Below are 23,708 nucleotides of genomic sequence, written 5' to 3'. Positions count from 1 at the left end.
GGCTTTCACGGCTCACCCGGTTGCCGCCGGTGTGGGCCGTTTCTATTTCTAGGTGCCTGTTCATGGACAGGCCTCAGGCGGCTGCGCCGCTGGTTCCCTCTTTCTCCCTGGCCTCAATGAACTCCCGCAGTGCGCGGGTTGAGACCATGCGCCTGCGTCCCACCTTGAATGTGCTGATCTGACCCAAGGTAATGGCGCGGTACATGGCATTCCGGTTGAGGCCAGTGACTGCACATGCCTCGTCCACCGTATAGCTGAGGCGCTCCGGAGCGGGCTGGATCGTCTGATTCATTGCGGGGTTTCCCTACATGCAGTAGCGGGATGCCACTACGGTAGGTGCATGCTGCCAGTGCCACTATTTCAGTGTCAACCCCTTTGACTCTGTTTCAGTGGCATAATTTCGGCATGAGCCAGACTGACCTAATCAAAAGCCAGCTCCGTATCCCGGCTGCGCTGCACCAGCGTTTGGTAGAAGCAACTGACAAGACCGGGCGCTCCATGAACGCTGAGATCCTCCATCGTTTGGAGGGCAGCTTTCAGGCCGCAGCGATGACTGACGGCTTACTACGCAGCCAGTTGCTCAACTTTCAGCTTTCGGCCGAGTTGCTCAAACACAACCCGCGGATGGTCCACGCGGTGAGCCACCTGCTGTCCGGCCTCTTTGACGATGACTTGGTCAGGGAGCGCATATTCGCACTGGCTGATGCCGGCGACGAGATTGCTCTTAAGGCGCGGCGAACGGCTGTGGAGGAACTGCCGAGCATTCTGGAGGGGGTGCAGGCGAAGATGGCTGCCATCCTCGATAAAGGCGATTCGAAGGATTAGAGGAACTGAACTTGCGCGAGCTTTTCGCGCGCCGCGCCCTGCACCAGGTGGCCGTAGTGCTTCTCGATCATCGCCAGCGACGTGCCGGCGAGCTTCGCCACTGTGAGCAGGTCCATGCCGCCCACGATTGCGTCGGTGATCCAGCAGTGGCGCAGCGTGTAGAGCGTCACGCCGGCAGGTAGCCCAGCGCGCGCTGCGGCATGCCTAACAAGCTCGCTCCAGTCCGTGGGCGTCCATACCTTCTTCCCGTCCTGCGTGAACAGGTGCGCCTTGGGCAGCTTCCCCTTAGCTAGGCGGTCGAACAGCGCAGTGGCAGCGGGGGAGAGTGGAATCTTGCGGTCGTGGTCCTTGCTGTGGAACCTCACGCTGGCGGTGCGGCCGTCATAGTCCGAGCGACGGCATAGCGACGGATCGCCCGGCCTGCAGCCCGTCAGCGCCACGCACTCGATCAGGTCGCGCACGGGCCCCTCAGCGGCCTCCAGCAGCGCGCGGCGCTGCTCCCGTTCCAGGTACAGCCCCCGGCGCTGCCCGGCGTCCTTGAGCGGCTTCACCGCGTTCCACTCGAAGGCGAGATCAGGGGCTACCTTGCGGCGGGCCACGGCGTGGTTCAGTGCGGCCACCAGCGTTGTACGGATGCGGTTGATGCTGGAGCGTGCCAAGGGCTTCGCCACCGGTGGCCGGCCGCGCTTCACTGGCAGCGGCGGAAGGTCGCCTTTCTCCACGCGATCGCGCCAGGCTTCGATGTGATCTTGGTGGAGATCCTTGAGGCGCACCTTGCCCAGCTTGTCGCCGTAGAGGCAGCGCTCAAACCGGCGCTTTGCGTCAACCGATGCAGTTTTGCGTCCGTCCTTCTCCAGGGCGTTCACATAGTCGCGGCAGGCGTCGGCCACGGTGAGTTGGCTCTTGGGGGCGATGACCGCCAGGGGGGCGCCGTGCTGGTCTGTCTCGGCAAGCACAGCGCGCGCGCGGGTGCGGGCGGCTTCCACAGTAACGGCAGGCCACTTGCCCAGCGCGCGGGTGCTAGTCCGGCTCCATTGGACGTTCCAGCTTTTCACGCCCGATGGCTGCACCCGAACGTGCAGCTGCGGAACCACCGTGTCCCACAGGCGATAGGGCGCATCCTCGGGCTTGGCCGATTCAACGACGCTGGGATTGAGGCGTTTGGATTGCTTCATGGGCTCGTAACTGCACGGTAACAGCAAAACCGAGTGTGCGGCCAAATCCAGCGGGACTCAATGACACTACAAAACAAAGGGTTTCTGTCGGACGCGTTGCGCCGCAATGGCCTTCGCCATCCTTCACACGGCAAGGGTCACAGGTTCGATCCCTGTACCGCCCACCATGTTGCAGAACGAAAGAAGCCTCCAGAAATGGGGGCTTTTTTGTTACCAGCGATCCAGCAGGATCAGCTGTAAGCACACGCCCTTTCAGCCGTGCCGCTCCAGCAGCTCGCGCGCGATCATCGCCGTGGCATCCAGCAGGTCATGGCCGCTACCCGCCTGCACCACCACCGCCAACAGGCTACGGCCCACCTCGGCATTGCCGCTGGTCAGTTCCAACTCGCCCTCAAAGCACAGATCGGCCAACCATTCATGGGCCTGCTGCAGCCCGCGCTTGCGGACGCGGCGGAACTCCGCGAGCAGCTTCGCCTGGCCGGCCTCCTGCTCACCGTCGGCCAGCAGGCCGATGGCACCGCCGTGCGCCGCGCGCCAGAGGGCCGGTAGCGGGCGACCGTTCGCGTCCACCACGTCCGGCGAGAACTGCGCGCAGTACATTTCGTAGCGCTTGCCCGCTGTGCTGCGGGGCACGATGCCGGCCTCGGCCAGCAGGCGTTCGGCTTCATCCAGTGTGCTGAACTTCAAGCGCAGCAGTGCAGGGCGGCTCAGCTGTTGTGCCAGCGCGTGCTGGTTGGCGGCGAACCAGACGTTCCAGCCCACGGTTGCGCGGCCTTCCAGTGCGGCCTTGAAGTATTCCAGGTGTTCGGCGTCCATTGCGGTCTCCTGCGCTCCCTGCGCGATTGTAGCGGGAGCGTATCCGGGCCGGTCAGGCGTCGCCGCCGGAGAGGCAATGATGTGCCTCGCGCACCAGTTGTCGGGCGGCCACGATCAGTCCGTCGATATGGAAGGCGCCCAGCTGTTCGTCCGGGCCGCCTTCGTTGCGCGCATGGTCGGCGGCCTGCAGCAGATCGAGCAATGCGCCGAGCCCAGATAGTGAGCGGCGCAATGAAGCGTGATTGCTGGCGCCGAGGGTGAGGCTGATGCACGGCTGTCCGTCATCGCCGTCAGCATGGTTGATTGCATTGAGACGGGCGAAGAAAGTGGGCAGCTGCGCGGGCAAATTCTGCGCGTTCAGTGCGCACTCGATCTCGCGTGCGAGGTCCCCGGGCACGTCGGCTGCGACGTCGCCGATAAGCGCGTGCAGGCGGGGATGGACGGCGGTGCGGTTGGTCATGGCGAAACCCTCAGTGGCGTAAGGCCACCTTCCGGAGTGAAGGTGGCGGACGGTGCGGGTTGGCGTACCAAGGCAAACGAACTCCCATCGAGAAGAAGGCCTGGCGGATCTGTCGATCCCCACGCACCGGCCGCCATTGAAGGCAATCGGTGCATTCTCTCTGCTGCGACCTAAACCGCAGCGATGGGTGTTCATTCGTTTATTCGAGACGCCAATCCCGGCCAAGGCGTCTTGCCTCGGCGCGGCGATCTTCAAGCCGGGCAATCACATCGGTCTGTAAGGAAAATTCTCAACTGTCCCTAGGCAGGCCAGACGTTTCCCGATGTGTGTCGTCCGACACCTGCGAGTAGTGCGGCCCATCACTGATGGCGCACATCGCCGCCCCTGCCGACCGTGCACATGACGACTCCGGAGGGATGCCGCCACGGCAATCGCGTCACCCCGCGCGGCGGAGGCGGGACCATGCCACGCATGGAACCAGAGGGTTCCATCCCTGCGCTGTCCCGCCGCCCCGGGCAGGCGTAGTCTCAGCCTGTCGTCGTACCCATCCACTCTGGAGTGCCACCATGCCGCTCGCCCGCATCGATCTTCGCAAAGGCAAATCCGCCGACTACCTGCAACGCGTCGGCGAAACCATCTACCAGGCCATGCGCGCGGTGGGGGTGCCGGAAAACGATCGCTTCCAGATCTTCCAGGAACACGCGCCCGGCACGCTGATCTACGATCCCGGCTACCTGGGCGTGGATCGCACCGACGACTTCATCTGCATCCAGATCACCTGGAACGAAGGGCGCACGCTCGAGCAGAAAAAGGCGTTGTACGCCGGCATCGCCGATGGACTGCATGCGGCGGTGGGCATCCGCCGCGAGGATGTGTTCATCAATCTGGTGGAGGTGAAGAAGGAGAACTGGTCGTTCGGGAACGGTCAGGCGCAGTACGTAAGTTGATGCAGGTGCGCTGCGCTGTTTCTTTAGGGAGTGCCAAGGCGCTGCGCTACTTGGCGAGCGGACGCGATTCGTGAATCAGCATCCTGGCGCTTGCGCCACGAAGTGGTGCGATGTCTTCAACCGTGCTGACCTGGACCCGATACCGGCCATGCGCCTGCAACGGCAGCAACGCGACATGCAATCGGTATGCGCCATCGCTGCCCCGTTGGATCTGGGCGTAGTTCAGACCCTTACCGCGGTGCCAGTCTGGCAGTGGCTGGCCAGATTGCGACTGTGCGATCTGATACGCGTCGGGGCTTGCCAGCGGCTGCCAAGTGCCGCCGGACCATTGCTGAAGTCCAACGCGTAAAGGAATGTGCAGGTCGCGCGGAGAAGCAGCATCTGGCGATGGGGAGACGTGCTGCAGATCCAGTTCCACCGCATAAGTGCGGTAGCTGGCAAAATTGCGCGCCGTGGTTTCGAACTCGAACTGCACCTGCTGGCCGGGCGCGTCCACGGCGATGGGCTGTGAGAGTTCCAGCGGCTCTGGCGGTGGGGGCGGCCCCTTGTCGGCGCAGGCAGCAAGCAGCGCGGTCAGGCCGAGCAGGCTGATGCGATGCCGGTGTGTGATGCGGGCGGTCATGCAGATTCCTCTGGCTCCTTGCCGTGGCCAATTGAACCCTAACGTTGGCGAGGCAGAGCCCGCAAGCGCAGGGACCGCGGTGTGGTGCATTCACATGTCGCCGCGCGAGGCGAGCTCCTGCGTCACCGTGTCGCAGGGGGTAAACCCTGAACGGGGTCCAAGGTTGGGTACAGGCCCGTAGAATGGCCGGGTGCGTCATTCTGTCCTCCACCGCCGGTTCCAGGCCCTGGCTTGGCTTGCCATGCTGCTGGTGCTGCTCGCCCCGCTGGTGAGCCGCTGGCTGGCGCATGGTCACGTGGCTGCCGCTGCGCCGGTGGCAGCCATGGACCACGCAATACACGCAGAGCATGTGCAGCACGCGATGGAAGGACACCACGACCATCACGCGATGGCGATGCCGCACGGCGAGACCGCAAAGAAGCCGCCCGCCGATCCGCATGCCGATCATGAGATGGGCGTGGATTGTGATTACTGCCTGATTGCAGCGCGGTTGATCACCCTGTTGGTGGCGGCAGTGCTGCTGTTGGCGCCGATGGCACCGGTGTGCCGCGCGCTGCGCAGTGCGGTGCGGGCGTTGCCACAACGGATCAGCGGCACATTGGGCGCGCGTGGGCCGCCGGCACTGATGGCTGCCTGAGCCGCACGCGCGCTGCATTGAACGTTCTTCCATGAGGTTGCCGGCCACGGCCGGTGCCCGCACGCGCGTGTCTGTCCCTTTCTGATTGCTGCCCTGCCATTGCGGGGTGGCCTTGCATGCCGTGAAAAAATGAAAACGAACCCCAACCCCGCGTGCCTGCGCCGGGCGACGCTGCCTGTCCTGTGCGCGCTGCTCCTGCATGCTGCGCCCCTGCTTGCCGCCGACGCGGCGCCCCCGACCACACTGGAGACCGTGCGCGTGGTCGATACCCGCAGCGGCGAGCTGTCCTCCACTGCCAGCGCAGGCTCTGCATTGGGCCTGAGCGTGCTGCAGACGCCGGCCAGCCTGACGGTGATTTCGCGCGAGCAACTGGAGCAGCGCGGCGACAGCAACCTCAACGATGCGATCAGCCGAGCGGGTGCGATCAGTGCGATGCCGCATCCGGGCAATGGCCTGAGTGCGCTGTCCAGCCGCGGCTTCACCGACGGTGCCTCGGTAATGCGGCTGTACGATGGGCTGCGCCAGTACGGCGGCGTGGGCATCACGTTCCCGTTCGATACCTGGTCGATCGAGCGCATCGAAGTGCTGCGCGGCCCGGCCTCGGTGATCCATGGCGACGGGGCGATCGGCGGCGTGATCAACATCGTGCCGAAGAAGCCCACGCGCGGCGCCATCGAGAACGAGATCAGCGTAACCGTGGGCAGCGAGGACACCGCGCGGCTGGGCTTCGGCAGTGGTGGCGCGCTGACGCCTGAGCTGGCCTATCGGGTTGATGTGAGCGGCAACTACAGCGGTGGCTGGGTTGATCGTGGGCGCAACAGCGACGCGACATTCTCCGGTGCGTTGCTGTGGCAGCCACGTGCGGACCTGCAGCTGACGCTCACCCATGCGCAGGGCTACCAGCAACCCATGCGCTACTTCGGCACGCCGCTGGTCGAGGGCCGCCAGCTTGAGGCGCTGCGCCACCGCAACTACAACGTGGACGACAGCGAGATCCGCTACCGCGACCGCTGGACCCAGCTCGATGCGCTGTGGACGCCAAACGCAAGCGTCGAATGGCGCACGCGCCTCTACCAGATCGACAGCCAGCGCGATTGGCGCAACGCCGAGGCCTATGTCTACAACCCGCGCACCGGCCTGATCGATCGCTCGGGCAACACCCAGATCACCCACAACCAGGACCAGACCGGGCTGACCTCGACGCTGCGCGTGCAGGGCAATGTGGGCGGTAGGGCGAACAGCTTCGCGGTGGGCCTGGACGCCAACCGCGCGCACTTCAAGCACACCAACAACACCTATGCCGGCAGCTCGGGCCCGGTCGATCCGTTCCAGCCGGTGCCGGGCCAGTTTGCCAGCGGCGCGCCGAACCTGCCGCGCTATCGCAACGCCGCCGAGCAGTACGCGCTGTTCGTGGAAGACCGGTTGGCGCTGAGCGAGCGCTGGTCGGTGCTGGGTGGGCTGCGCCACGACCGCGCGCGCATTGATCGCACCGATCTGATCAGCGGCCAGAACGCGTTCTCGAAAACCTACAGCAGCACCGGCTGGCGCGCCGGCACGGTATTTGTGCTGCAGCCGACGCTGAGCCTGTATGCGCAGTACTCGCAGGCGGCAGATCCGGTCAGCGGACTGCTGATGATCAGCCCCGCCAATGGAGCGTTCGACCTGGCCAAGGGGCGGCAGATCGAGGTGGGCCTGAAGCAGGCGTTCGACGGTGGCGAGTGGACGCTGGCGGCGTACCGCATCCGCAAGACCGGCCTGCTCAGCCGCGATCCGCTGGTGCCGGATCGCCGGGTACAGGTGGGCGCGCAGGCGTCGCGCGGTATTGAAGCGTCGTTGACCTGGAATGTCGCGCCGCACTGGACGCTGGATGCCAACGCGACGGTGCTGAAGGCCGAATTCGAGGACTTCCTGGAAACCACGGGTTCGCCGGCGGTGCTGGTATCGCGTGATGGCAACGTGCCGCCGAACGTGGCCGAGCGCCTGGCCAGTGTGTGGCTGAGCTGGCAGTTCGCACCGGACTGGAGTGCGGCGGGTGGCGTGCGTTACGTCGGCAAGCGCTACGCCGACAACGCCAACACCTTGGAGCTGCACGGCTACAGCACCACCGATCTGGCACTGACCTGGCAGGCGACACCGCGCACGCGGGTGAGCGCGCGCCTGTTCAACGTGTTCGACAAGGCGTACTACGCGACGGCGTACTACACCAGCACACAGTGGTTGCTGGGTGCGGACCGCCGCGTCGAGTTCACGCTCGACCACCGCTTCTGAGGACGCCGGCGATGTCGCTGCGATCCACCGCCAAGCGCTGGACCTACCTGGTGCATCGTTGGCTGGGCATCGGCGGATGCCTGCTGATGCTGCTGTGGTTCGTCAGCGGCATGGTGATGCTGTTCATTGGTTACCCGAAGCTGACGCCCGGCGAGCGGCTGGCGGCGTTGCCGGTGCTGGGAGAGGCCCGCGACCTGCAGGGGCTGTCGGTACTGCCTGCCGCCGTGCAGGCCGAGCCGGAGGCTGTGGCATTGACCACGCTACGCGGCGAGCCGGCGTATGTGGTGCGAAGTGGCAGCAACGTGGGCGCTTGGTCTGCCGTGACCGGCCAGGCGCTGCTGCCGGTGTCGGCACAGCGTGCCGAAGCGTCCGCTGCACAGTTCGCCGCAGGCCCGGCCTTCGTGGGTGCGATGCGCGTGGACGAGGACCGCTGGACGCATTCGCGTGCACTGGACGCGCATCGGCCGCTGTATCGCGTCGAGGTGGGCGGTGAGCAACCGGGCGACCTGTATGTGTCCTCGCGTACCGGTGAAGTCGTGCTGGACGCGCCGCATATGCAGCAGCGCTGGAACTATGTGGGCGCCTGGCTGCACTGGTTGTATTTCCTGCGCATGCAGTCGGTGGACCCGGTGTGGACGTGGGGGGTGATCGTGCTGTCCGCACTGTGCACGCTGGCGGCGGTCAGCGGCATCGTGGTGGGTGTGTGGCGCTGGCGTTTCCGTGGGCACTATCGTTCCGGTGCGAAGACACCGTACGTCGAGCCGTGGATGCGCTGGCACCATCTGATCGGTCTGGTGGCAGCGGCCTTCGTGTTCACCTGGATCTTCAGTGGCCTGATGTCGATGAATCCATTGGGCGTCTTCAGCAGCACGCATGCTGCGATCGACGGTGGGCGCTATCGTGGCGGCGCGGTGGCGGTGGATGGCGCGTTGGGCGATCCGGCGAAGCTTCTGGCGGTGGCCGATGCTGAGTGCTTCCGGCCGGTGGAGATTCAGTGGCGACGGATCAGTGGTGAACTGTTCGCGGTACTGCTGGACGGCCGGGGTGAAACTCGCATCGTGTCCGGCGGCAGTGGGCACCTGCAGGTCGCACGGTGGCTGCCGACCGCATGGCTGCAGCAGAAGGCACGCGCGCTGTCCGATGCCCCGATGCAGGGTTTCGTGGTGCAGCAGGCAGCGGATGCCTATTTCTATCCGCGTGCGCCCGAGGCCATGAACGGCGCAGCAGTGCGCCGCTTCCCGGTGGCAGTGGTGGACTTTGGCGATGCGGAGGCGACGCGCGTCTATCTCGATCTGGCGACCGGCGATCCGTTGCTGACGATGGGGCATCGCGAGCGGGTGGGGCGCTGGTTGTTCTACTTCCTGCACAGCTGGGACCTGCCGGCGATGCTGCGCCAGGAAGGTGCCCGGCTGGCGGTGCTGCTGCTGCTGAGCGCTGCTGGCACCGCGCTGTGTGCCACGGCGACGGTGATCGGCTACCGGCGCGTGCGGATGAAGCTGCGCCGCAGGCGGCGCTGATGCCCTGGGCTACACCCGCAGCCAGCGCGTGGACACCGCCACCAGCAACAAGGCCGTGGCCACGCCGACGAACGCGGCGATCAGGCCGAAATGGTCTGCGGCGAAGCCGATCAGTGCCGGTCCGGCAAGGATGCCGGCAAAGCCGAGCGTGGACACGGCAGTGATCGCCAGCGCGCCGGGCATGCGGGTCTGGTGACCGGCCAGCGAGAACAGCGCGGGCGCGATGTTGGCGCAACCGAGGCCGACCAACACGTAGCCGACCAGCGACGCCTGCCACGGCGTGACCAGGGTCAGCACCAGCACGCCCGCAGCGGCAAGCAGAACACCGAAGACGATCGCGCGCTGGCGGCCCACGCGCGCCACCAGTGCGTCGCCGAACAGGCGCGCCACGGTCATGGTCAGGGTGAAGGTCACGTAGCCGACGCCGGCCAGGCTGGCATCGACGCGACGAACGTCACTGAGGAAGACCGCGCTCCAATCCAGCATCGCGCCTTCGCCGAGGAAGGCGACGAACGCCAGCACGCCGATGAACAACACGATGCCGTGCGGCAGGGCCAGCATCGGTGTGTCGTGCGGCATGCGTTCGCTGTGCCAGTGCGCTGCCGACAACAGCATCACCAGCAGCATGGCGCCAACGCCGATCAGCACCGATGCCAAGGGCGGCAGCTGTGCGGACAGCAGCACGGTCATGGTGGCCGCGCCGAGGAAACCACCGATGCTGAAGAAGGCATGGAAGCCGGACATCATCACGCGCCGTGCTTCGCGCTCGACGATGACGGCCTGCACGTTCATCGTGCAGTCCATTGCGCCCACGGCGGCACCGAACACGAACAGGACCAGCCCGAGTGTCCAAGCCGAACCGGCCAGCGCCAGGCCGGGCACGGTCAGGCAGATCAGCAGGCTGCTGGCCACCATCACCCGCCGGCAACCCAGGCGCGCGGCCAGCACGCCGGACAACGGCATTGCCAGCAGCGAACCGGCACCGAGGCAGAGCAGTACCAGCCCCAGCGTGGCGTCGTTGATCCCGGTGCGTGCCTTGGCGAACGGCACCAGCGTGGCCCACAGCGCGGTGGCGAAGCCGGGAATGAAGAACGCAGCGCGGGTCGCGTGCTGTTCGGCACGCGCGCGGTTGGCAAGGGACATGAGCGGTACGGTCAGGGCGGAGTGGGGTGTACCGCGATGCCTGCGGCGCGGAAGCGTGCCGCCAGCGCCGGCGGGGCCGAGGTGGTGAGCACCAGGTCGTCGATCTCGTCGAGGCTGGCAATCTGCCAGTTGCCGCGTGCACCGAGCTTTTCAGTAGTGGCGGCGACGATGACGCGGCTGCTGCACGCGACCATCGCGCGCTTCAGCGTGGCCTCTTCTGCATCCATTGCCCATACACCAGTATCGCCGTCCACCGCGCAGGGGCCGGGCAGGTACACGTCGGCGCGCAGGCGCTGCACCTGGCCCAGTGCTTCTGCGCCGACCGCGCCGCCGCCGCTGGCCAAGCGGCCGCCGATCAGCTGCACCAGGGTGCCTTCAAGCGTGCTGGCGGCGGTGGCGATCTGCGGGGCATTGGTGATCACCGTCAGCCCGAGAGCGGGCGGCAGCTGCTGGGCGATCGCCAGGTTGGTTGAACCGGCATCGAGCAGTACAACCTGATTGGGTTGCAGCAACGCGCACACGCGTGCGGCCAGCTCGGCCTTGTCGCCGCGGTCGCGGGTCAGGCGCTCGCGCAGCGGGCGTTCCTTGGGCGGCGGCAGCACGGCGCCGCCGTAGACACGCTGGCACAGGCCCTGTGCGGCCAGCTCGCGCAGGTCGCGGCGGATCGAATCTTCGGAGACGGCATAGCGGCGCGCCAGTTCGGCAGCGACCACGCGGCCCTGCTGGCGCAGTTCCTCCAGGATCTGCCGGGTGCGCTGGGCGGGGAGGGGGCTGGGGTCTGAGTTCATGCCATAAGTCTGCACGTTCGTGCATAAATGTGCAACAACGTGCAATTGGCATCGGGGGCACAGCGCGGCTGGACTGCCGGTGAATCCTCCCGCGCCCACGTCTATGGATCGCCCTCGCGGCCCGGCATGATGGCGGGGCACCTGGCATGGAATCCACGATGTCCCCCACCGTTCACCGCAAGCTGCGCATCGGCGCGGACCAGTACACCGGCCAGAAAGTGGTCGACCAGCAGTTCCACGAATGCGATTTTTCCAGCGTGGACCTGACTGCCACCGAGTTCATCAACTGCAGCTTCTATGACGCCGAAAGCCGCAGTGGCTGCCGCTTCAACGGCGCCACGCTGAAGGAAGCCAGCTTCCGCAGCTGCGACATCAGCATGTGCCACTTCAATTTCGTCAAGGCATTGGGCCTGGAAATCAGCGAGTGCCGCGCGCAGGGCGCGGATTTCAGCAACGCCAGCTTCATGAACCAGATCACCCCGCGCAGCGGGTTCTGCAGTGCCTTCATCAAGAAGTCGAACCTGCGCTATGCCAATTTCTCGCGGGTCACGCTGGAGAAATGCGAACTGTGGGAGAACCGCTGGGACGGTGCGAACGTGAGTGGCGCCAGCTTTGCCGGCTCGGACCTGTCCGGTGGCCAGTTCGAGGGCATCGACTGGAACAGCGCCAACTTCACCGACTGCGACCTGACCCACTCGGAGCTCGGTGAGCTGGACCTGCGCAGCACCAACCTGCGTGGCGCCACGCTGGACGTGCAGCAGGTGGCGCTGTTGATGCAGCGCATCGGCATCACCGTGGTGCCGTAGGCATCACCCGGCGTACGCCACCCAGCCCCTGAAGCTGAAGCCTGCATAGAACAGCTCCACGCCGTCGAAGCCGGCCTCCTGCAGCAGGGCGACCTCCTGTTCGGGCGCCAGCAGCGGCAGCCGCTCGGCAATGGCCTCGATCGCGCGCTGCGCATCGGCGTGGGCAACACCCGAGGCATGGGCGAACGCGGCGTAGCGCTGCAACCAGCGGAGCTTGCCGGCCGGATCCTGCGGCACGCTGTGGTGCGCCACCACCAGCGGCGCGCCGGGCTGCAGGCGCCTGTGCAGCTCGCGCAGCGTGTGCAGGCGCTGCGCGGCATCTAGGAAGTGCAGGGTGAGCAGGCAGCTGGCACCATCGAAGCGCGCGTCCGGGGCATCGTCGATGTAGCCTTCCAGCAGTTCGACGCGTGCGTTCAACGGGCCCAGTGTCTGCTCGGCCAGCGCGAGCATCGGCGCGGCCGGATCCACACCCAGCAGCTGCCAGCCCGGTTGCGCCTCGGCAAAGGCTTTCAGCTCCAGCCCGCCACCGGCACCGAGTACCAGTACGCGGCCCTGCGCAGGAACACGTTCGGCCAGCAGCAGGCGGCTCATCTGCTGCAACGCGAGGAACCCAGGCACCTGGCGCAGTGGCGCTTCGGCATAGCGGGCCACCGCCTGTGGGTCGGAGAACGTGGACATGCGCGGATTCCTGCAGCAGGGGACATACCACTGTACCGTGGCATGCAAGTGCCTTTGCCGCGGGACACTCCTAGCTGCGTTGACCGGCTTGCATCCAGCTCAGCGCAATGCCCGCGCCAGCACTTGCCAGATCCGTGCGTCCTGGCACTGCGATACGTTGAAGCGCAGATAGTCGGCCGCGCGCTGCGACTGGCTGAACGCGTTGCCCGGTGCCAGCACGATGCCTTCGCGCAGGCACTGCCGGGCCAGCGCGGCGGAATCGCGACCATCGGGAAGTTGGCACCAGAGGAACAGGCCGGCTTCCGGTTGCAGCCACGGCGTGATGCCCAGCGTCTGCAGTTTCCGCAGTGTGTGCCGGCGCGCGTCGGCCAGCCGCGAGCGTATCGACTGCATGTGGCGTCGGTAGCCACTGTCGGTCAGCGCGATGTGCATCAGCTGCGCGGCCAGATGACCACCGCCGAAGCTGGTCGCCAGCTTCAGGTCGGTCAATGCTTCGATCCAGTCATGACGTGCAGCGATGTAGCCGCAGCGCGAAGCGGCCGACAGCGTCTTGGAGAAACTGCCGACGTGGATCACCCGTGACAGCCCGTCGAGCGCGGCCAGCCGGGGCGCCGGCTGCAGTTCGAAGTCGGCGAAGATGTCGTCCTCGACGATGATCAGTTCGCTGCGTTCGGCCAGCCCCAGCAGCCGATGCGCGGTGCTGGCCGAGAGCACCGCACCGGTCGGGTTGTGCAGGCCCGAGTTGGTGATGTACAGCCGTGGCGAATGTGCCTGCAGCGCCTGCGCGAACGCTTCAAGGTCCGGGCCGGTGGGCGTGTACGGCACACCCACTGCCTGTACCTGGTGCGCCTTCAGCAGCGCGTGGTAGTTGAAGTAGCTCGGGTCATCGACCAGCACGCAGTCGCCGGGCTTGAGCAGGAAACGGCAGATCAGGTCGACCGCGTGCGTCCCGGATTCGGTCAGCAGGATCTGCTCCATCGGTGCATCGATGCCGAGCGTGGCGCTGCGCCTCTGCAGCAGCTGGCGCAACGCGGGCAGCCCGAGTGGTCCGGCGTAGTCGACCAGATGCACTGCATCGGCACGCGCCAGCCGACGCAGGCCGCGGCGCATGCCATCGTGATACAGCCAGTCACTGGGCAACCAGCCGCACCCCGGCTTGAGGTGGCCCGGCGGGGTTTCCAGCGACTGCCGCGACACCCACAGCGGGTCCACCGCGCGGTCCAGCCGCGGTTCCATCTCGGCCAGTGCCAGCGGTGCGGCCGGCCCATTGACGTAAAAGCCGGAACCGGCCCGCGCGCTGATCAACCCTTCGGCAGCGAGGCGTTCGTAGGCCTCGACCACGGTGGAGACCGACACGCCCATCGCTGCCGCCTGCGCGCGCACCGAAGGCAGGCGGGAGCCGGGGCCATCCACGCGCGCGGTGATGCGGTTGCGGACGGCCTGGATGACCGATTCGATGCGGGTAAGCGGACGTGGCATGTCAGCACTGTAGTGGAAGTGTGGGCAATACAGTTCTTTGCGACTGTACTGGATTGTAGCTGGGGCGGTTCCGCCATGGATGCTTCCATACAGGCTCCGCCAGGCGTCGCCTGGCACTTCAGGATCACAGGCGTGGAACGGTCGGCGAGCGGTTGGATCAATGGCTTCATCGGGGTGGTGATTTTCGCGGGCTCGTTGCCGGCCACCCGCCTGGCGGTGCTGCAGCTGGATGCCGGGTTCGTCACCGCCGCACGCGCCACCATCGCCGCCGTGCTTGGCCTGGGCCTGCTGCTTATGCTGCGCCAGCCGTGGCCGCGGCGCGGTGACCTGCCTGGGCTGGTGGTGGTCAGCCTCGGCGTTGTGGTCGGTTTTCCACTGCTGACCGCGCTTGCGCTGCGCCACGCGTCATCGGCACATACCATCGTGTTCCTCGGCCTGTTGCCGCTGAGCACTGCGCTGTTCGGCGTGCTGCGCGGTGGCGAGCGGCCGCGTCCTGCCTTCTGGCTGTTCTCGTTGCTGGGCAGTGCCTGCGTGGTCGGCTATGCGGTGCGCAACGGCATCGAGGCCTCGCTGCAGGCCGACCTGCTGATGCTGGCGGCCATCGTGGTGTGCGGGCTGGGCTATGCCGAAGGCGGCCGGCTCGCCCGTCATCTGGGCGGCTGGCAGGTGATCAGCTGGGCACTGCTGCTGGCGTTGCCGGTGATGCTGCCGTTGACGGTGCTGATGCGCCCGGCCTCGTTCACTGCGGTCGGTGCCTCGGCGTGGTGGGCGCTGGGCTACGTGGGGGTGTTCAGCATGCTGATCGGCTTCCTGTTCTGGTACCGCGGGCTGGCGCAGGGCGGCATCGCCGCTGTCGGCCAGTTGCAGTTGCTGCAGCCGTTCTTCGGCCTGGCCCTGGCCGCGCTGCTGCTGCACGAATCGGTCAGCCTCAGCATGGTGCTGGTGACCGCGGTCGCGGTGATCTGCGTGGCAGGCGCCCGCCGCTTCAGTCGCTAGGAAAAAGGGGACGGAGGGGATTAAGTCGTAACTGGCCCTGCTGTGCCTGAAACGACTTAATCCCCTCCGTCCCCTTTTTCGGTGATAGCGCGGGCGTATCGTGCGGCGTGGTCAATGGTATTGGCCGCAACCTGGGTGCATGGCCGAAGCTGTGCCGATGCAGCCGATTTCCCGAATTTCCTTTGAAGGTCAGGTTGGCCTGGTGACGGGTGCCGCCGGTGGACTCGGCCTGGCCTACAGCCGCCTGCTGGCCGAGCGCGGTGCGCAGGTACTGATGCATGACGTCGGTGCCGGTACCGATGGCCGAGGCGCAGATCCGCAGCGCATCCTGCGCAGCGTCGAAGTGCTGCAGGCGCAGGGTCTGCAGGTGCAGGCCGCAAGCGGCCCCATCGGCCATCGCGACGGTTGCCATGCGCTGGTGCAGGAGCTGCTGCAGGCGCACGGCCGCATCGACTTCCTGATCCACAACGCTGGCTGGGTCGAGTACCAGCCGCTGGAAGCGATCGAGGATGAGGCGCTGGAGCAGATGCTGTGCGTGGCGGCGAAGACGCCGTTGTGGGCGGCGCAGGCGGCATGGCCGGCGATGCGCGAGGCCGGTGGTGGACGCATCGTCATCACTACGTCGGATCGCGCGTTGTATCCGCAGTACGCACAGCGTGGACTGTCCGCCTATGCAATGGGCAAGCTGGCCGCGCTTGGCCTGGTCAATGTTCTGGCGCTGGAAGGCTCCGAGCATGGCATCGTGGTCAACGCTGTTTCGCCGGTGGCGAAGACACGCATGTGGGGCATCGAAGGCGAGCCCGACGAACTGCATCCGGAAGCTGTTGCGCAAGGGGTGGCCTATCTGGCATCCACGCGCTGCCAGGAAGGTGGGTGGGCACTGCGTGCCAGCAACGGGCAGTTCCATGCACTGCGCCTGCAGGAAGCCGAGCATGTGGCGTACCCGCGCGATCTGCGTGCGGTGACTGCTGACAGCATCGAATCGGTCGCACTGCAGTGGCCGGCCATCGCCCGCGCCAGTGTGGACGCGCGCAGCTGACGGCGTACCCTAGGCAGGTTTCCACTGCCGGCACCGAGATGATCGACCTGCGCCTGCTTCGCCAGTTCGTGGCCGTGGCCGAAGAGCTGCATTTCCACCGCGCGGCAGCGCGCCTGCACATGTCGCAGCCCCCGCTGACGGCGGCGATACGACGGCTGGAAGACGAACTGGGCAGCGAACTGATCGTGCGCGGCAATCGCACCCTGGGCCTGACCGTGGCCGGGCAGACGTTGCTGGTGGAGGCGCGGGCAACGTTGCAGCAGGCCGAGCAGGCGCTGCAGCGCACCCGCGCCGCCGCCGCCGGGCAGTCCGGCAGCCTGCGCGTGGGCTATGTGGGCAGTGCGCTGTATGGGCGCCTGCCTGGCCTGATCCGCCGCTTCCGCCAGCAGTACCCGCAGGTACAGCTGCACCTGCAGGAAGCCACGTCGCGTCAGCAGCAGTTGTGGCTGCGTGAGCAGCGCATCGACGTCGGCGTGCTGATTCCACCGATTCCCGCCGCCGAGCTCGTGCTGCACGACTTCGACCACGATTGCCTGGCAATTGCGCTGCCACGTGCCCATGCGCTCGCCGATGCGCCGGAGCTCAACATCGCGATGCTGGCCGACGAGCCGTTCGTTTCATGGCCAGCGGGCGAGGGCATCGGCTTCCACGCGCAGGTGCTGGGCCTGTGCACCGTTGCGGGCTTTACCCCGCGCGTGGTGCAGGAAGCGCAGGGCATGCATGCGGTGTTGTCGTTGGTGGCGGTGGACGCTGGCGTGGCAATCGTTCCAGCCAGCATGGCCAGCTTCCGCCCGCAGGAGATCGTCTATCGCGCGCTGGAAAGCGATGCCGCGCGCTTCGATCTGCCGTTCTGCACGCGGCCAGAGCAACCGTCGCCGCTGCTGCGCAATTTCCTGGAGGCGGCGGCCGGGGCCTGACGCCGCCTGTGCGTTCGCCGGCGGCAATGCATGACCATGGAACCAGGCTCCGGTGATTCCCGTCGTGCACCGTCGAGCAAGGAAGCCCCACTCCGGGCCCTACCGTCATCCCGTTGTCGTCTTCCGCTCACGCCGCCCATGCCCACCCAGGTCTAATGTTGACGTCCCCGTCCCCCACGGAGACCCGCCATGTGGCTGCTCGACCATCTCTGGCCCGGCCGTAGACCGCTTCCTCCCCCGGTTGCGGACGCGCCTCAGGCACCGCCGCGCCGCCCCTGGCTGAAACGCCCTGTGCGGGCCGGGCGCAGCGGCATGGCTCCCTGGCAGAAGGTCGCCACGCCGCTGCGGCGCGCGCGCCACTAGCCGGTGCGGTCTGACGGGTGGTTGACCCCGTCGCTGACCGGAATGACCCCCAGCGCGAACGGATCAATGCCCTCCAGGCAGGCCACGTTGTAGCCGTACTGGTCGGGGTTGGAGCGGCGCCGGTGGTGGGTGTAGATGCCGCACACGCCGCAGAAGTAGTGCTCGGCCACATGGGTGTTGAACTGGTACTTCTGCAGGTGATGCTGCCCCCGCACCACCTGCAGGCCCTGGCGGGGGACGCTGGCGGCGATGGCGCCACGGCGCCGGCACATCGAGCAGTCGCAGCGGCGTGGATCGACGATGCCATCCGGCAGGTCCAGCAGCAGTTCGACCGTGCCGCAATGGCAGGTGGCGCGGTGCCGGGGTTGGACCGGAACGCCGGCCACGGAAGTGATGCCCATCGTTGCTCCTGTGAAGTGAACCTGGCCGCATGGACCGCCGCAGACGGTGCGCCGGCGTGCCTGAACAGGCCGTAGGTGCCACGGTGAACCCGCTTGTGGCTAACTATGCGGCTTCGGGACCGCGACAGGATGCCAGTGAAAGCCGCAGGACGTTGGATGACAGGAAGTGCCATGGCGCTGGCAGCGCTGTGGGTGGCCGGGCTGCTGGCCTATCAGATGCCGGGGCCGGGCTGGCTGGCGAACGGCATTGCGGTGCTGTGGCTGCTGTTTGCGCTGTGGGCGTCGTGGCAGGTCGCGCGTGGTCGCAGCAGCCGTCGCCTGGGCCTGGCGTTCGGCGCTTCGCTGGCGCTGGCCGGCCTGTGGTGGCTGCTGCTGACCCCACGCCAGGACCGCGTGTGGGCCGATGACGTGGCCCAGCGCCTGCATGTGGTGTCCTTCGACGGGCGCCACGTGGCGTTCGACAACGTGCGCGATTTCACTTGGCGCAGCGAAACCGACTACGACGCGCGCTGGGTGCGCCGCGAATACGACCTGGACCAGTTGCGCTCGGCCGATCTGGTGCTGTCGTACTGGATGGGCCCGGCGATCGCCCACACCCTCATCTCGTTCGGTTTCGAGGACGGTCGCCACGTGGTGTTCTCGCTGGAGATCCGCAAGGAGCGCGGCGAATCGTTTTCGGCACTGGGCGGGTTCTTCCGCAAGTTCGAGATGACCTTGGTGGCCTCGGAAGAGACCGACATCATCCGCACCCGCACCAACGCGCGTGGCGAGGATGTCTATCTGTACCGCCTGCACGGCATGGACCACGCGCAGCTGAAGGAACTGTTTGCCGCGTACATCGCGCAGGCGCGCGAACTGGATGCGAAGCCGGGCTTCTACAACACGCTCACCAGCAACTGCACCACCATCGTCTTCGACCTGGCCCGCCACATCGCGCCGCGCCTGCCGCTGGACTACCGCCTGCTGCTGTCCGGGTATCTGGCCGAGTATGCGCAGGCGGTCGGCGCACTCACCCCAGGCGTGCCTTATGCCGAGCTGCATGACAAGGGCCGCATCACCCAGCGTGCGTTGGACCTGGGCAGCGGCGACCACTTCTCCACCGTGATCCGCCAGGGCGTACCTGGCACCGAGCAGGACCCGCAGTAATGACTCGACTCCTCCTGATCCGCTGGCAGCGTGCGCTGCCGGTGTTGTTCGCCGCCTTCCTGCTGCTGGGCAGCAGTGGTTGCGCGATGGTCACCGTCAAGCAGGTCAAATCCAGCGATTCGCTGGTCAACAAGCGTGCCGACGTGCTCAATACCGGCAAGCTCAGCCCCGCTGCGCGCGAGACGCTAAGCGCGGCAGGCCTGGACGAATCGCAGTGCGAGAAGGACTTCCTGGTCTGCCGCAGCACGCTGCTGATGACCGACGATCTCAATGTCGAGCAGCGGCTGTCTGCGCTGTCCGAACTGTGGGTGAAGGCCGCGCTGGCGCTGACGCCGAAGAAGACCGCAGCCGGCGACCCGCCGATGAGCGACGCAGCGCTGGACGCTTGGCTGGAAGCCGCGCGCTACGCCTATGCCTACCTGTTCTACAGCGGCCGCTCACCATCGGATCGCGCCTTCGAAGACCGGCAGACGCAGGTGCGTGACTACTACAACTACGCGGCCGAGAAGGCGGCGGTGGTGCTGTTCGTCCGCGCGCGCGCCGCTGCGTTGGCTGGCGAGGACTACACGAAGCCGATCTCGGTTGGCAGCTGGTCGCTGGCTTCCAACTACCAGCAGCTGAACCTGAAGAGCATTCCCGCGCAGCTGGTGCCGGCCGGCACGGTCAGCTTCGTCGGGCTGCGCAGTACTTATCGCCGTGATGGCTTCGGTGCCGAGCTGGTGATGGTGATGGACCCGCCGAAGCTGGTCGCACCGGTGATCGCGCCTGAGGGCCCGAAGGCGGAGACACCGCAGGATGACGAAGAGGGCGCACGCCGTGGCCGCCGTCATCGGCATGACGATTCGGTGCCCGAGTTCAGCGAGATGTCCTCGATCAACGTCACCGCGTTGCTGCGCTTCGAAGGCAGCAGCCTGGACGATGTGATGCGGACGCGCCGGGTTGAACTGGATGCCTATTCGCCGGAAGCTACCGAGAGCATCACCCTGCACGGCGAACAGGTGCCGCTGGCCGGCAATTTCACCGCGGCCTACGGCCTATGGCTTGCCCAGAGCGGTTTCGCCCGGCAGTCACTGCGCACCCTGTTCGGCATGAGCGAGGGCATCGGCGAGCCACACATCTACCTGATGCAGCCGTGGGACCCGAACCGCCGCATCATCTTCATGCTGCACGGCCTGGCCAGCAGCCCGGAAGCCTGGGTGAACCTGGCCAACGAGATCATGGGCGACCCCGAGCTGCGCCAGCAGTTCCAGGTGTGGCAGGTCTATTACCCGACCAACGCACCGATCGCGCTGAACCGCTACGAGATCGCCAATGCGTTCAACGACACGCTGAAGCACTTCGATCCCAATGGCAGCACGCGTGCATCGAAGGACATGGTCTACATCGGCCACAGCATGGGCGGCGTGCTCGCGCGGCTGCTGGTGAGCGATTCCGGTGACGTGCTGTGGAACGACCTGCTGGCCAACTATGACCTGAAGGGCGAACGTCTGAAGCGCGTGCAGAACAAGCTGGGGCCGTTGCTGCATTTCAAGGCACAGCCGAACGTGGAGCGCGCAATCTTCATCGCTGCGCCGCACCAGGGCACCGATATTGCCGGCAACAAGGTCGGGCGCCTGATCGGTCGCCTGGTACGCCTGCCACTGACCATCCTCGGCAAGTTCGAGGACGTGTTCATGGCGCTGGCGCAGGCCGAGCAGCAGGTCGATGGCACGGCCAAGCCGAAGATTCCCAACAGCATCGACAACCTCAAGGCCAGCGACCCGTTCGTCAAGGCCGCAGCGCAGCTGCCGATCGAAGCGGGACTGAAGTACCACTCGATCATCGCCCAGCGCAAGCCGGAGCTGCCGGTGGACAAGTCCGATGACGGACTGGTGCCGTACTGGAGTGCGCACCTGCCGGGTGCACAGTCGGAGAAGGTCATCATTTCCGGCCACAGTGTGCAGGAGACCCCGCAAGCGGTGCTGGAAGTGCGGCGCATCCTGCACCGGGATATCGATGACGTGGGGACGGGGACCCGGTAGTGCCGGCCGCTGGCCGGCACTCTCCGCGCACGCGGGAATTCCGTAATGGTGCCGGCCAGCGGCCGGCACTGCCGAAACCCGGCGGCGCTACACCCGCCGTGCGATCGCCGCGGCCAGCACCGCCAGGCCGAAAGTGATCGCCAGGCACAGCAGGTAGCCGGTGTGCGGCGCGCTTTCCACGAACAGCGCGAACAACGCACCGGAGACCGCCAGCGCGGTGGTCACCGACAGGGCCTCGCTCAGCTGCAGGGCCGACGTGTTGGCACCCTGCTCATGCGCTGCTGACAGCGAAAGCGTGAGTACCGAGAGGCTGGCGTAGATCATGCCCATGCCGAAACCGGTGACCGTCCAGCCCACCAGGGCCACCGGCAATGGCACTGCATTGAACAACACCGCAAGCGTTGCGGCGATGCCCACCGTCATCATCGCCGTGCCGACGCGCAGCAGCTGCTGGCGTGACCAGCCGCGCTGCTGGTGACCCTGCAGCCAGGAGCCGGCGAACCAACCGAGTGCGCCGAGGCTGAGCACCGCGCCGGCCCAGCTGGGCGGGAGCCCGCGTTCGCGCTGCAGCAGCAGCGGCAGGTAGGCTTCGCAGGCGAAGAATGCGGCAGCGGCGATGCCGCGCAGTGCGATCACGCTGGGCAGGCCCCTGCGCAGGATCAGCGTTCCGGCCGGCAGCAGGCGATGCACGCATAGCAGCAGCGCCAGCATCGCCACGCCGATGCAGAGCAGGGCGGTCGGACCGTGCTGCTGGCCGCCGAAGTACAGCAGCAGCGCCGCCAGCGATGCACCACTTGCCCAGCGCACGATGTTGCCGCGGCCCTCGTCGTTGCTGCTGTCTGCGGAAGGCTGCATGCGCGCCAGCGCAGGCCGCAGCAACAGGGCAGCAGGGACTGCCAGCAGCGGCACCGCCAGGAACACCCAGCGCCAGCCGAGATGCTGGACGATCAGGCCGCTCAGCGCCGGGCCGACCATCGAGGGCACCACCCAGCCCGCCGAGAATGCCGCGAACACCTTCGGCCGCAGGTGCTCGGGGTAGCTGCGGCCGACCATCACGTACAGCGAGACCGAAATCGCGCCCGCACCCAGGCCCTGCAGCAGGCGCCCGGCCACCAGCATGCCCATGCGCACGGCGAAGCCGGCCAGCAGCAGGCCCAGAACGAAGCAGGCCAGGCCGTACCACAGCGGCCGTGCCGGGCCCTGGCGGTCGGCCCAGCGTCCGGCCAGGGTCATGCCGATCACGCTGGTGGCCAGTGTGCCGCCGAAGGCCAGCGCATACAGGCGCAGGCCACTGAGTGCTTCGGCCACCGTGGGCATCGCGGCCGCGACGGCCAATGCTTCGAAGGCGTGCAGCGCGACCAGCGCGACCATGCCGAGGGTGGTCGCGCGGTAGCGCGCGGACAGGATCGATGTGTCAGCCGGCAGGCGGGTGTCGGCGGGAGAGAGGGTCGGGGTCATACCGGTCAGGGGCGGGCCGCGCTTGTCATCGGGCGGCGAAGATAGCAGCATGCCACCTCAACTATAGTTGAGGTCAAGCAATGGCATCCCAGGAACTCAGCGTTGGCGAGGTCTCCCAGCGCAGTGGCGTGGCCGTTTCCGCACTGCATTTCTACGAGCGCAAGGGGCTGATCAGCAGCCTGCGCACCTCGGGCAACCAACGCCGTTACAGCCGCGACGTGCTGCGCCGGCTGGCGGTGATCCGCGTTGCGCAGCGGGTGGGCATGCCACTGGAAGCGGTCGGCCGCGCCTTCGAGAGCCTGCCTGAAGGCCGTGCACCGACCAAGGCTGACTGGGCCAAGCTGTCCGCGCGCTGGCGCACCGAGCTGGAAGAGCGCATCCACATGCTGCAGCTGCTGCGCGATGAGCTGACCGGCTGCATCGGCTGTGGCTGCCTGTCACTGCAGCATTGCCGCCTGGCCAACCCTGGCGACGTTCTCGGCGAACGCGGCGATGGCCCGATGCGCTGGGAATGAAAAAGGGGACGCGCTCCCGGTCGCGCCGGGCCATGCCCGGCGGACGAAAACGACTTGATCCCCTCCGTCCCCTTTTTCTTACCAGACCGTGATCGTCTCGCCGCTCTGGATGCCTTCCACTGCACGCTGGAAGGCCAGCGCCGCGCGTTGCGCGCTTACCGCTTCGAAGCCCGGGAAGTAGGGGCCGTAGGCCGCCATCGATTCGATCAGTACGTTCGGGCTGACCACGTTGATGCGCAGGCCGCGCGGCAGCAGCTCCAGTGCGGCAGCGCGCACGAAGCCTTCCAGTGCGGCATTCACTGCGGTGGCGTTGACGCCGTCGCGGATCGGCTGCGCGCTGACGATGCCGCTGGTCAGGGTGATCGAGCCGCCGGCATTGAGGTGGTGCTGCGCGGCCAGTGCCAGCCGCACCTGTCCCAGCAGCTTGTCCTGCAGGCCGCTGTTGAACTGTGCCGGCGTCATCTCCTGCAGCGGTCCGAAATGCACCGAGCCGGTGGTGGAGATCACCGCATCGACTGCACCGGTACGCGCGAACAGTTCGGCAACGCTGGCGTCGTCAGTCAGGTCCACACGCAGTTCGCCACTGTGGCGACCGGCGGCGAGGATCTGGTGCTGCTGGCCGAGCTGGCGGGCGACTGCCTGGCCGAGGGTACCGCTGGCACCGACGAGGAGAATCTTCATGGCCTTTCCT

Annotated in this window: 23 protein-coding genes and 1 pseudogene; 12 read left to right on the top strand and 12 right to left on the bottom strand. The window is 66.8% G+C overall.

Going from position 1 to position 23,708, the window contains the following annotated elements:
* Positions 1-73 precede the first annotated feature (73 nt).
* Positions 74-292 (bottom strand): helix-turn-helix domain-containing protein, encoded by a 219-nt coding sequence (locus AC10QF_RS12510; protein ID WP_494542298.1) that lies wholly within the window; start codon positions 290-292, stop codon positions 74-76.
* A 113-nt stretch (positions 293-405) separates the two neighbouring features.
* On the opposite strand from AC10QF_RS12510, the gene AC10QF_RS12505 reads away from it, so the two are divergent.
* The gene (locus tag AC10QF_RS12505; RefSeq protein ID WP_494542297.1) at positions 406-825 is read left to right on the top strand and encodes an Arc family DNA-binding protein; all 420 of its coding nucleotides are present in this window, start codon (positions 406-408) and stop codon (positions 823-825) included.
* Here the strand turns inward: AC10QF_RS12505 and AC10QF_RS12500 are convergent.
* The 3 genes from AC10QF_RS12500 to AC10QF_RS12490 all read right to left on the bottom strand — a co-directional run bounded on the left by AC10QF_RS12500 (position 822) and on the right by AC10QF_RS12490 (position 3,276).
* Complete coding sequence (locus AC10QF_RS12500) at positions 822-2,000, bottom strand: site-specific integrase (protein WP_494542296.1); 1,179 nt, start codon at positions 1,998-2,000, stop codon at positions 822-824. The two genes, AC10QF_RS12505 and AC10QF_RS12500, sit on opposite strands and share 4 nt — an antisense overlap.
* Positions 2,001-2,252: 252 nt before the next feature.
* Positions 2,253-2,816: a hypothetical protein gene (locus AC10QF_RS12495; RefSeq protein WP_111175646.1), complete on the bottom strand. Its 564-nt coding sequence runs from the start codon at positions 2,814-2,816 to the stop codon at positions 2,253-2,255.
* A gap of 52 nt (positions 2,817-2,868) precedes the next feature.
* Complete coding sequence (locus tag AC10QF_RS12490) at positions 2,869-3,276, bottom strand: hypothetical protein (RefSeq protein ID WP_494542295.1); 408 nt, start codon at positions 3,274-3,276, stop codon at positions 2,869-2,871.
* A gap of 566 nt (positions 3,277-3,842) precedes the next feature.
* Between AC10QF_RS12490 and AC10QF_RS12485 the strand changes: the two genes are divergently transcribed.
* Complete coding sequence (locus AC10QF_RS12485; RefSeq protein WP_005415517.1) at positions 3,843-4,223, top strand: tautomerase family protein; 381 nt, start codon at positions 3,843-3,845, stop codon at positions 4,221-4,223.
* 46 nt (positions 4,224-4,269) lie between these two features.
* Here AC10QF_RS12485 and AC10QF_RS12480 read toward each other — a convergent pair whose 3' ends face one another.
* Entirely contained in the window at positions 4,270-4,845 is a 576-nt protein-coding gene (locus tag AC10QF_RS12480; protein WP_111175638.1) for a hypothetical protein, read from the bottom strand.
* Positions 4,846-5,086: 241 nt separating this feature from the next.
* On the opposite strand from AC10QF_RS12480, the gene AC10QF_RS12475 reads away from it, so the two are divergent.
* The 3 genes from AC10QF_RS12475 (at position 5,087) to AC10QF_RS12465 (ending at position 9,267) form a co-directional block, all read left to right on the top strand.
* Positions 5,087-5,482: a DUF2946 family protein gene (locus tag AC10QF_RS12475; RefSeq protein WP_494542294.1), complete on the top strand. Its 396-nt coding sequence runs from the start codon at positions 5,087-5,089 to the stop codon at positions 5,480-5,482.
* Between the two features lie 129 nt (positions 5,483-5,611).
* Positions 5,612-7,750 (top strand): TonB-dependent receptor, encoded by a 2,139-nt coding sequence (locus AC10QF_RS12470; protein ID WP_494542293.1) that lies wholly within the window; start codon positions 5,612-5,614, stop codon positions 7,748-7,750.
* Between the two features lie 11 nt (positions 7,751-7,761).
* Positions 7,762-9,267 carry a PepSY domain-containing protein gene (locus tag AC10QF_RS12465; RefSeq protein ID WP_494542292.1) on the top strand — a complete coding sequence of 502 codons (1,506 nt, stop codon included), beginning with the start codon at positions 7,762-7,764 and terminating at the stop codon, positions 9,265-9,267.
* 9 nt (positions 9,268-9,276) lie between these two features.
* On the opposite strand, the gene AC10QF_RS12460 is transcribed toward AC10QF_RS12465, so the two are convergent.
* Positions 9,277-10,410: an MFS transporter gene (locus tag AC10QF_RS12460; protein ID WP_494542291.1), complete on the bottom strand. Its 1,134-nt coding sequence runs from the start codon at positions 10,408-10,410 to the stop codon at positions 9,277-9,279.
* A gap of 11 nt (positions 10,411-10,421) precedes the next feature.
* Complete coding sequence (locus tag AC10QF_RS12455) at positions 10,422-11,198, bottom strand: DeoR/GlpR family DNA-binding transcription regulator (protein ID WP_494542290.1); 777 nt, start codon at positions 11,196-11,198, stop codon at positions 10,422-10,424.
* Positions 11,199-11,356: 158 nt separating this feature from the next.
* Between AC10QF_RS12455 and smqnr the strand changes: the two genes are divergently transcribed.
* The gene (gene smqnr, locus AC10QF_RS12450; RefSeq protein WP_494542289.1) at positions 11,357-12,004 is read left to right on the top strand and encodes a SmQnr family pentapeptide repeat protein; all 648 of its coding nucleotides are present in this window, start codon (positions 11,357-11,359) and stop codon (positions 12,002-12,004) included.
* Between the two features lie 3 nt (positions 12,005-12,007).
* On the opposite strand, the gene AC10QF_RS12445 is transcribed toward smqnr, so the two are convergent.
* Positions 12,008-12,682 carry a class I SAM-dependent methyltransferase gene (locus AC10QF_RS12445; RefSeq protein WP_005415525.1) on the bottom strand — a complete coding sequence of 225 codons (675 nt, stop codon included), beginning with the start codon at positions 12,680-12,682 and terminating at the stop codon, positions 12,008-12,010.
* A gap of 99 nt (positions 12,683-12,781) precedes the next feature.
* The gene (locus AC10QF_RS12440) at positions 12,782-14,161 is read right to left on the bottom strand and encodes an aminotransferase-like domain-containing protein (RefSeq protein WP_494542288.1); all 1,380 of its coding nucleotides are present in this window, start codon (positions 14,159-14,161) and stop codon (positions 12,782-12,784) included.
* A gap of 132 nt (positions 14,162-14,293) precedes the next feature.
* Here AC10QF_RS12440 and AC10QF_RS12435 point away from each other — a divergent pair, with 132 nt between their 5' ends.
* The 3 genes from AC10QF_RS12435 to AC10QF_RS12425 all read left to right on the top strand — a co-directional run bounded on the left by AC10QF_RS12435 (position 14,294) and on the right by AC10QF_RS12425 (position 17,113).
* Entirely contained in the window at positions 14,294-15,157 is an 864-nt protein-coding gene (locus AC10QF_RS12435) for a DMT family transporter (RefSeq protein WP_494542287.1), read from the top strand.
* A 139-nt stretch (positions 15,158-15,296) separates the two neighbouring features.
* Positions 15,297-16,196: an SDR family NAD(P)-dependent oxidoreductase gene (locus AC10QF_RS12430; RefSeq protein ID WP_258391580.1), complete on the top strand. Its 900-nt coding sequence runs from the start codon at positions 15,297-15,299 to the stop codon at positions 16,194-16,196.
* Positions 16,197-16,234: 38 nt separating this feature from the next.
* Positions 16,235-17,113, top strand: coding sequence for a LysR family transcriptional regulator (locus AC10QF_RS12425; protein WP_069138975.1), 879 nt, complete (start codon positions 16,235-16,237; stop codon positions 17,111-17,113).
* Between the two features lie 359 nt (positions 17,114-17,472).
* On the opposite strand, the gene AC10QF_RS12420 is transcribed toward AC10QF_RS12425, so the two are convergent.
* On the bottom strand, positions 17,473-17,877 hold the full coding sequence (locus AC10QF_RS12420) for a GFA family protein (protein WP_005415530.1): 405 nt from the start codon (positions 17,875-17,877) through the stop codon (positions 17,473-17,475).
* A 171-nt stretch (positions 17,878-18,048) separates the two neighbouring features.
* Here AC10QF_RS12420 and AC10QF_RS12415 point away from each other — a divergent pair, with 171 nt between their 5' ends.
* The gene (locus AC10QF_RS12415) at positions 18,049-19,023 is read left to right on the top strand and encodes an Lnb N-terminal periplasmic domain-containing protein (protein ID WP_111175621.1); all 975 of its coding nucleotides are present in this window, start codon (positions 18,049-18,051) and stop codon (positions 19,021-19,023) included.
* Positions 19,023-21,044 carry an esterase/lipase family protein gene (locus AC10QF_RS12410; RefSeq protein ID WP_111175619.1) on the top strand — a complete coding sequence of 674 codons (2,022 nt, stop codon included), beginning with the start codon at positions 19,023-19,025 and terminating at the stop codon, positions 21,042-21,044. The genes AC10QF_RS12415 and AC10QF_RS12410 overlap by 1 nt, the downstream gene beginning before the upstream one ends.
* A gap of 87 nt (positions 21,045-21,131) precedes the next feature.
* On the opposite strand, the gene AC10QF_RS12405 is transcribed toward AC10QF_RS12410, so the two are convergent.
* The gene (locus AC10QF_RS12405) at positions 21,132-22,553 is read right to left on the bottom strand and encodes an MFS transporter (RefSeq protein WP_111175617.1); all 1,422 of its coding nucleotides are present in this window, start codon (positions 22,551-22,553) and stop codon (positions 21,132-21,134) included.
* A 29-nt stretch (positions 22,554-22,582) separates the two neighbouring features.
* Between AC10QF_RS12405 and soxR the strand changes: the two genes are divergently transcribed.
* Complete coding sequence (gene soxR, locus AC10QF_RS12400) at positions 22,583-23,017, top strand: redox-sensitive transcriptional activator SoxR (protein ID WP_005415534.1); 435 nt, start codon at positions 22,583-22,585, stop codon at positions 23,015-23,017.
* A 78-nt stretch (positions 23,018-23,095) separates the two neighbouring features.
* Here soxR and AC10QF_RS12395 read toward each other — a convergent pair.
* Positions 23,096-23,707: pseudogene (locus AC10QF_RS12395) on the bottom strand (short chain dehydrogenase); the annotation flags it as partial.
* Position 23,708: the final 1 nt, after the last annotated feature.

It is taken from the genome of Stenotrophomonas maltophilia complex sp. Om-AH-Sm3 (genome assembly GCF_059337855.1).
This window is presented reverse-complemented; position numbering and strand designations above follow the sequence as displayed.

Excerpts from the sequence above, each read along its gene's own strand:
- AC10QF_RS12510 (WP_494542298.1), bottom strand. The coding sequence starts at position 292 with ATGAATCAGACGATCCAGCCCGCTCCGGAGCGCCTCAGCTATACGGTG.
- AC10QF_RS12505 (WP_494542297.1), top strand. The coding sequence starts at position 406 with ATGAGCCAGACTGACCTAATCAAAAGCCAGCTCCGTATCCCGGCTGCG.
- AC10QF_RS12500 (WP_494542296.1), bottom strand. The coding sequence starts at position 2,000 with ATGAAGCAATCCAAACGCCTCAATCCCAGCGTCGTTGAATCGGCCAAG.
- AC10QF_RS12495 (WP_111175646.1), bottom strand. The coding sequence starts at position 2,816 with ATGGACGCCGAACACCTGGAATACTTCAAGGCCGCACTGGAAGGCCGC.
- AC10QF_RS12490 (WP_494542295.1), bottom strand. The coding sequence starts at position 3,276 with ATGACCAACCGCACCGCCGTCCATCCCCGCCTGCACGCGCTTATCGGC.
- AC10QF_RS12485 (WP_005415517.1), top strand. The coding sequence starts at position 3,843 with ATGCCGCTCGCCCGCATCGATCTTCGCAAAGGCAAATCCGCCGACTAC.
- AC10QF_RS12480 (WP_111175638.1), bottom strand. The coding sequence starts at position 4,845 with ATGACCGCCCGCATCACACACCGGCATCGCATCAGCCTGCTCGGCCTG.
- AC10QF_RS12475 (WP_494542294.1), top strand. The coding sequence starts at position 5,087 with ATGCTGCTGGTGCTGCTCGCCCCGCTGGTGAGCCGCTGGCTGGCGCAT.
- AC10QF_RS12470 (WP_494542293.1), top strand. The coding sequence starts at position 5,612 with ATGAAAACGAACCCCAACCCCGCGTGCCTGCGCCGGGCGACGCTGCCT.
- AC10QF_RS12465 (WP_494542292.1), top strand. The coding sequence starts at position 7,762 with ATGTCGCTGCGATCCACCGCCAAGCGCTGGACCTACCTGGTGCATCGT.
- AC10QF_RS12460 (WP_494542291.1), bottom strand. The coding sequence starts at position 10,410 with ATGTCCCTTGCCAACCGCGCGCGTGCCGAACAGCACGCGACCCGCGCT.
- AC10QF_RS12455 (WP_494542290.1), bottom strand. The coding sequence starts at position 11,198 with ATGAACTCAGACCCCAGCCCCCTCCCCGCCCAGCGCACCCGGCAGATC.
- smqnr (WP_494542289.1), top strand. The coding sequence starts at position 11,357 with ATGTCCCCCACCGTTCACCGCAAGCTGCGCATCGGCGCGGACCAGTAC.
- AC10QF_RS12445 (WP_005415525.1), bottom strand. The coding sequence starts at position 12,682 with ATGTCCACGTTCTCCGACCCACAGGCGGTGGCCCGCTATGCCGAAGCG.
- AC10QF_RS12440 (WP_494542288.1), bottom strand. The coding sequence starts at position 14,161 with ATGCCACGTCCGCTTACCCGCATCGAATCGGTCATCCAGGCCGTCCGC.
- AC10QF_RS12430 (WP_258391580.1), top strand. The coding sequence starts at position 15,297 with ATGGCCGAAGCTGTGCCGATGCAGCCGATTTCCCGAATTTCCTTTGAA.
- AC10QF_RS12425 (WP_069138975.1), top strand. The coding sequence starts at position 16,235 with ATGATCGACCTGCGCCTGCTTCGCCAGTTCGTGGCCGTGGCCGAAGAG.
- AC10QF_RS12420 (WP_005415530.1), bottom strand. The coding sequence starts at position 17,877 with ATGGGCATCACTTCCGTGGCCGGCGTTCCGGTCCAACCCCGGCACCGC.
- AC10QF_RS12415 (WP_111175621.1), top strand. The coding sequence starts at position 18,049 with ATGGCGCTGGCAGCGCTGTGGGTGGCCGGGCTGCTGGCCTATCAGATG.
- AC10QF_RS12410 (WP_111175619.1), top strand. The coding sequence starts at position 19,023 with ATGACTCGACTCCTCCTGATCCGCTGGCAGCGTGCGCTGCCGGTGTTG.
- AC10QF_RS12405 (WP_111175617.1), bottom strand. The coding sequence starts at position 22,553 with ATGCTGCTATCTTCGCCGCCCGATGACAAGCGCGGCCCGCCCCTGACC.
- soxR (WP_005415534.1), top strand. The coding sequence starts at position 22,583 with ATGGCATCCCAGGAACTCAGCGTTGGCGAGGTCTCCCAGCGCAGTGGC.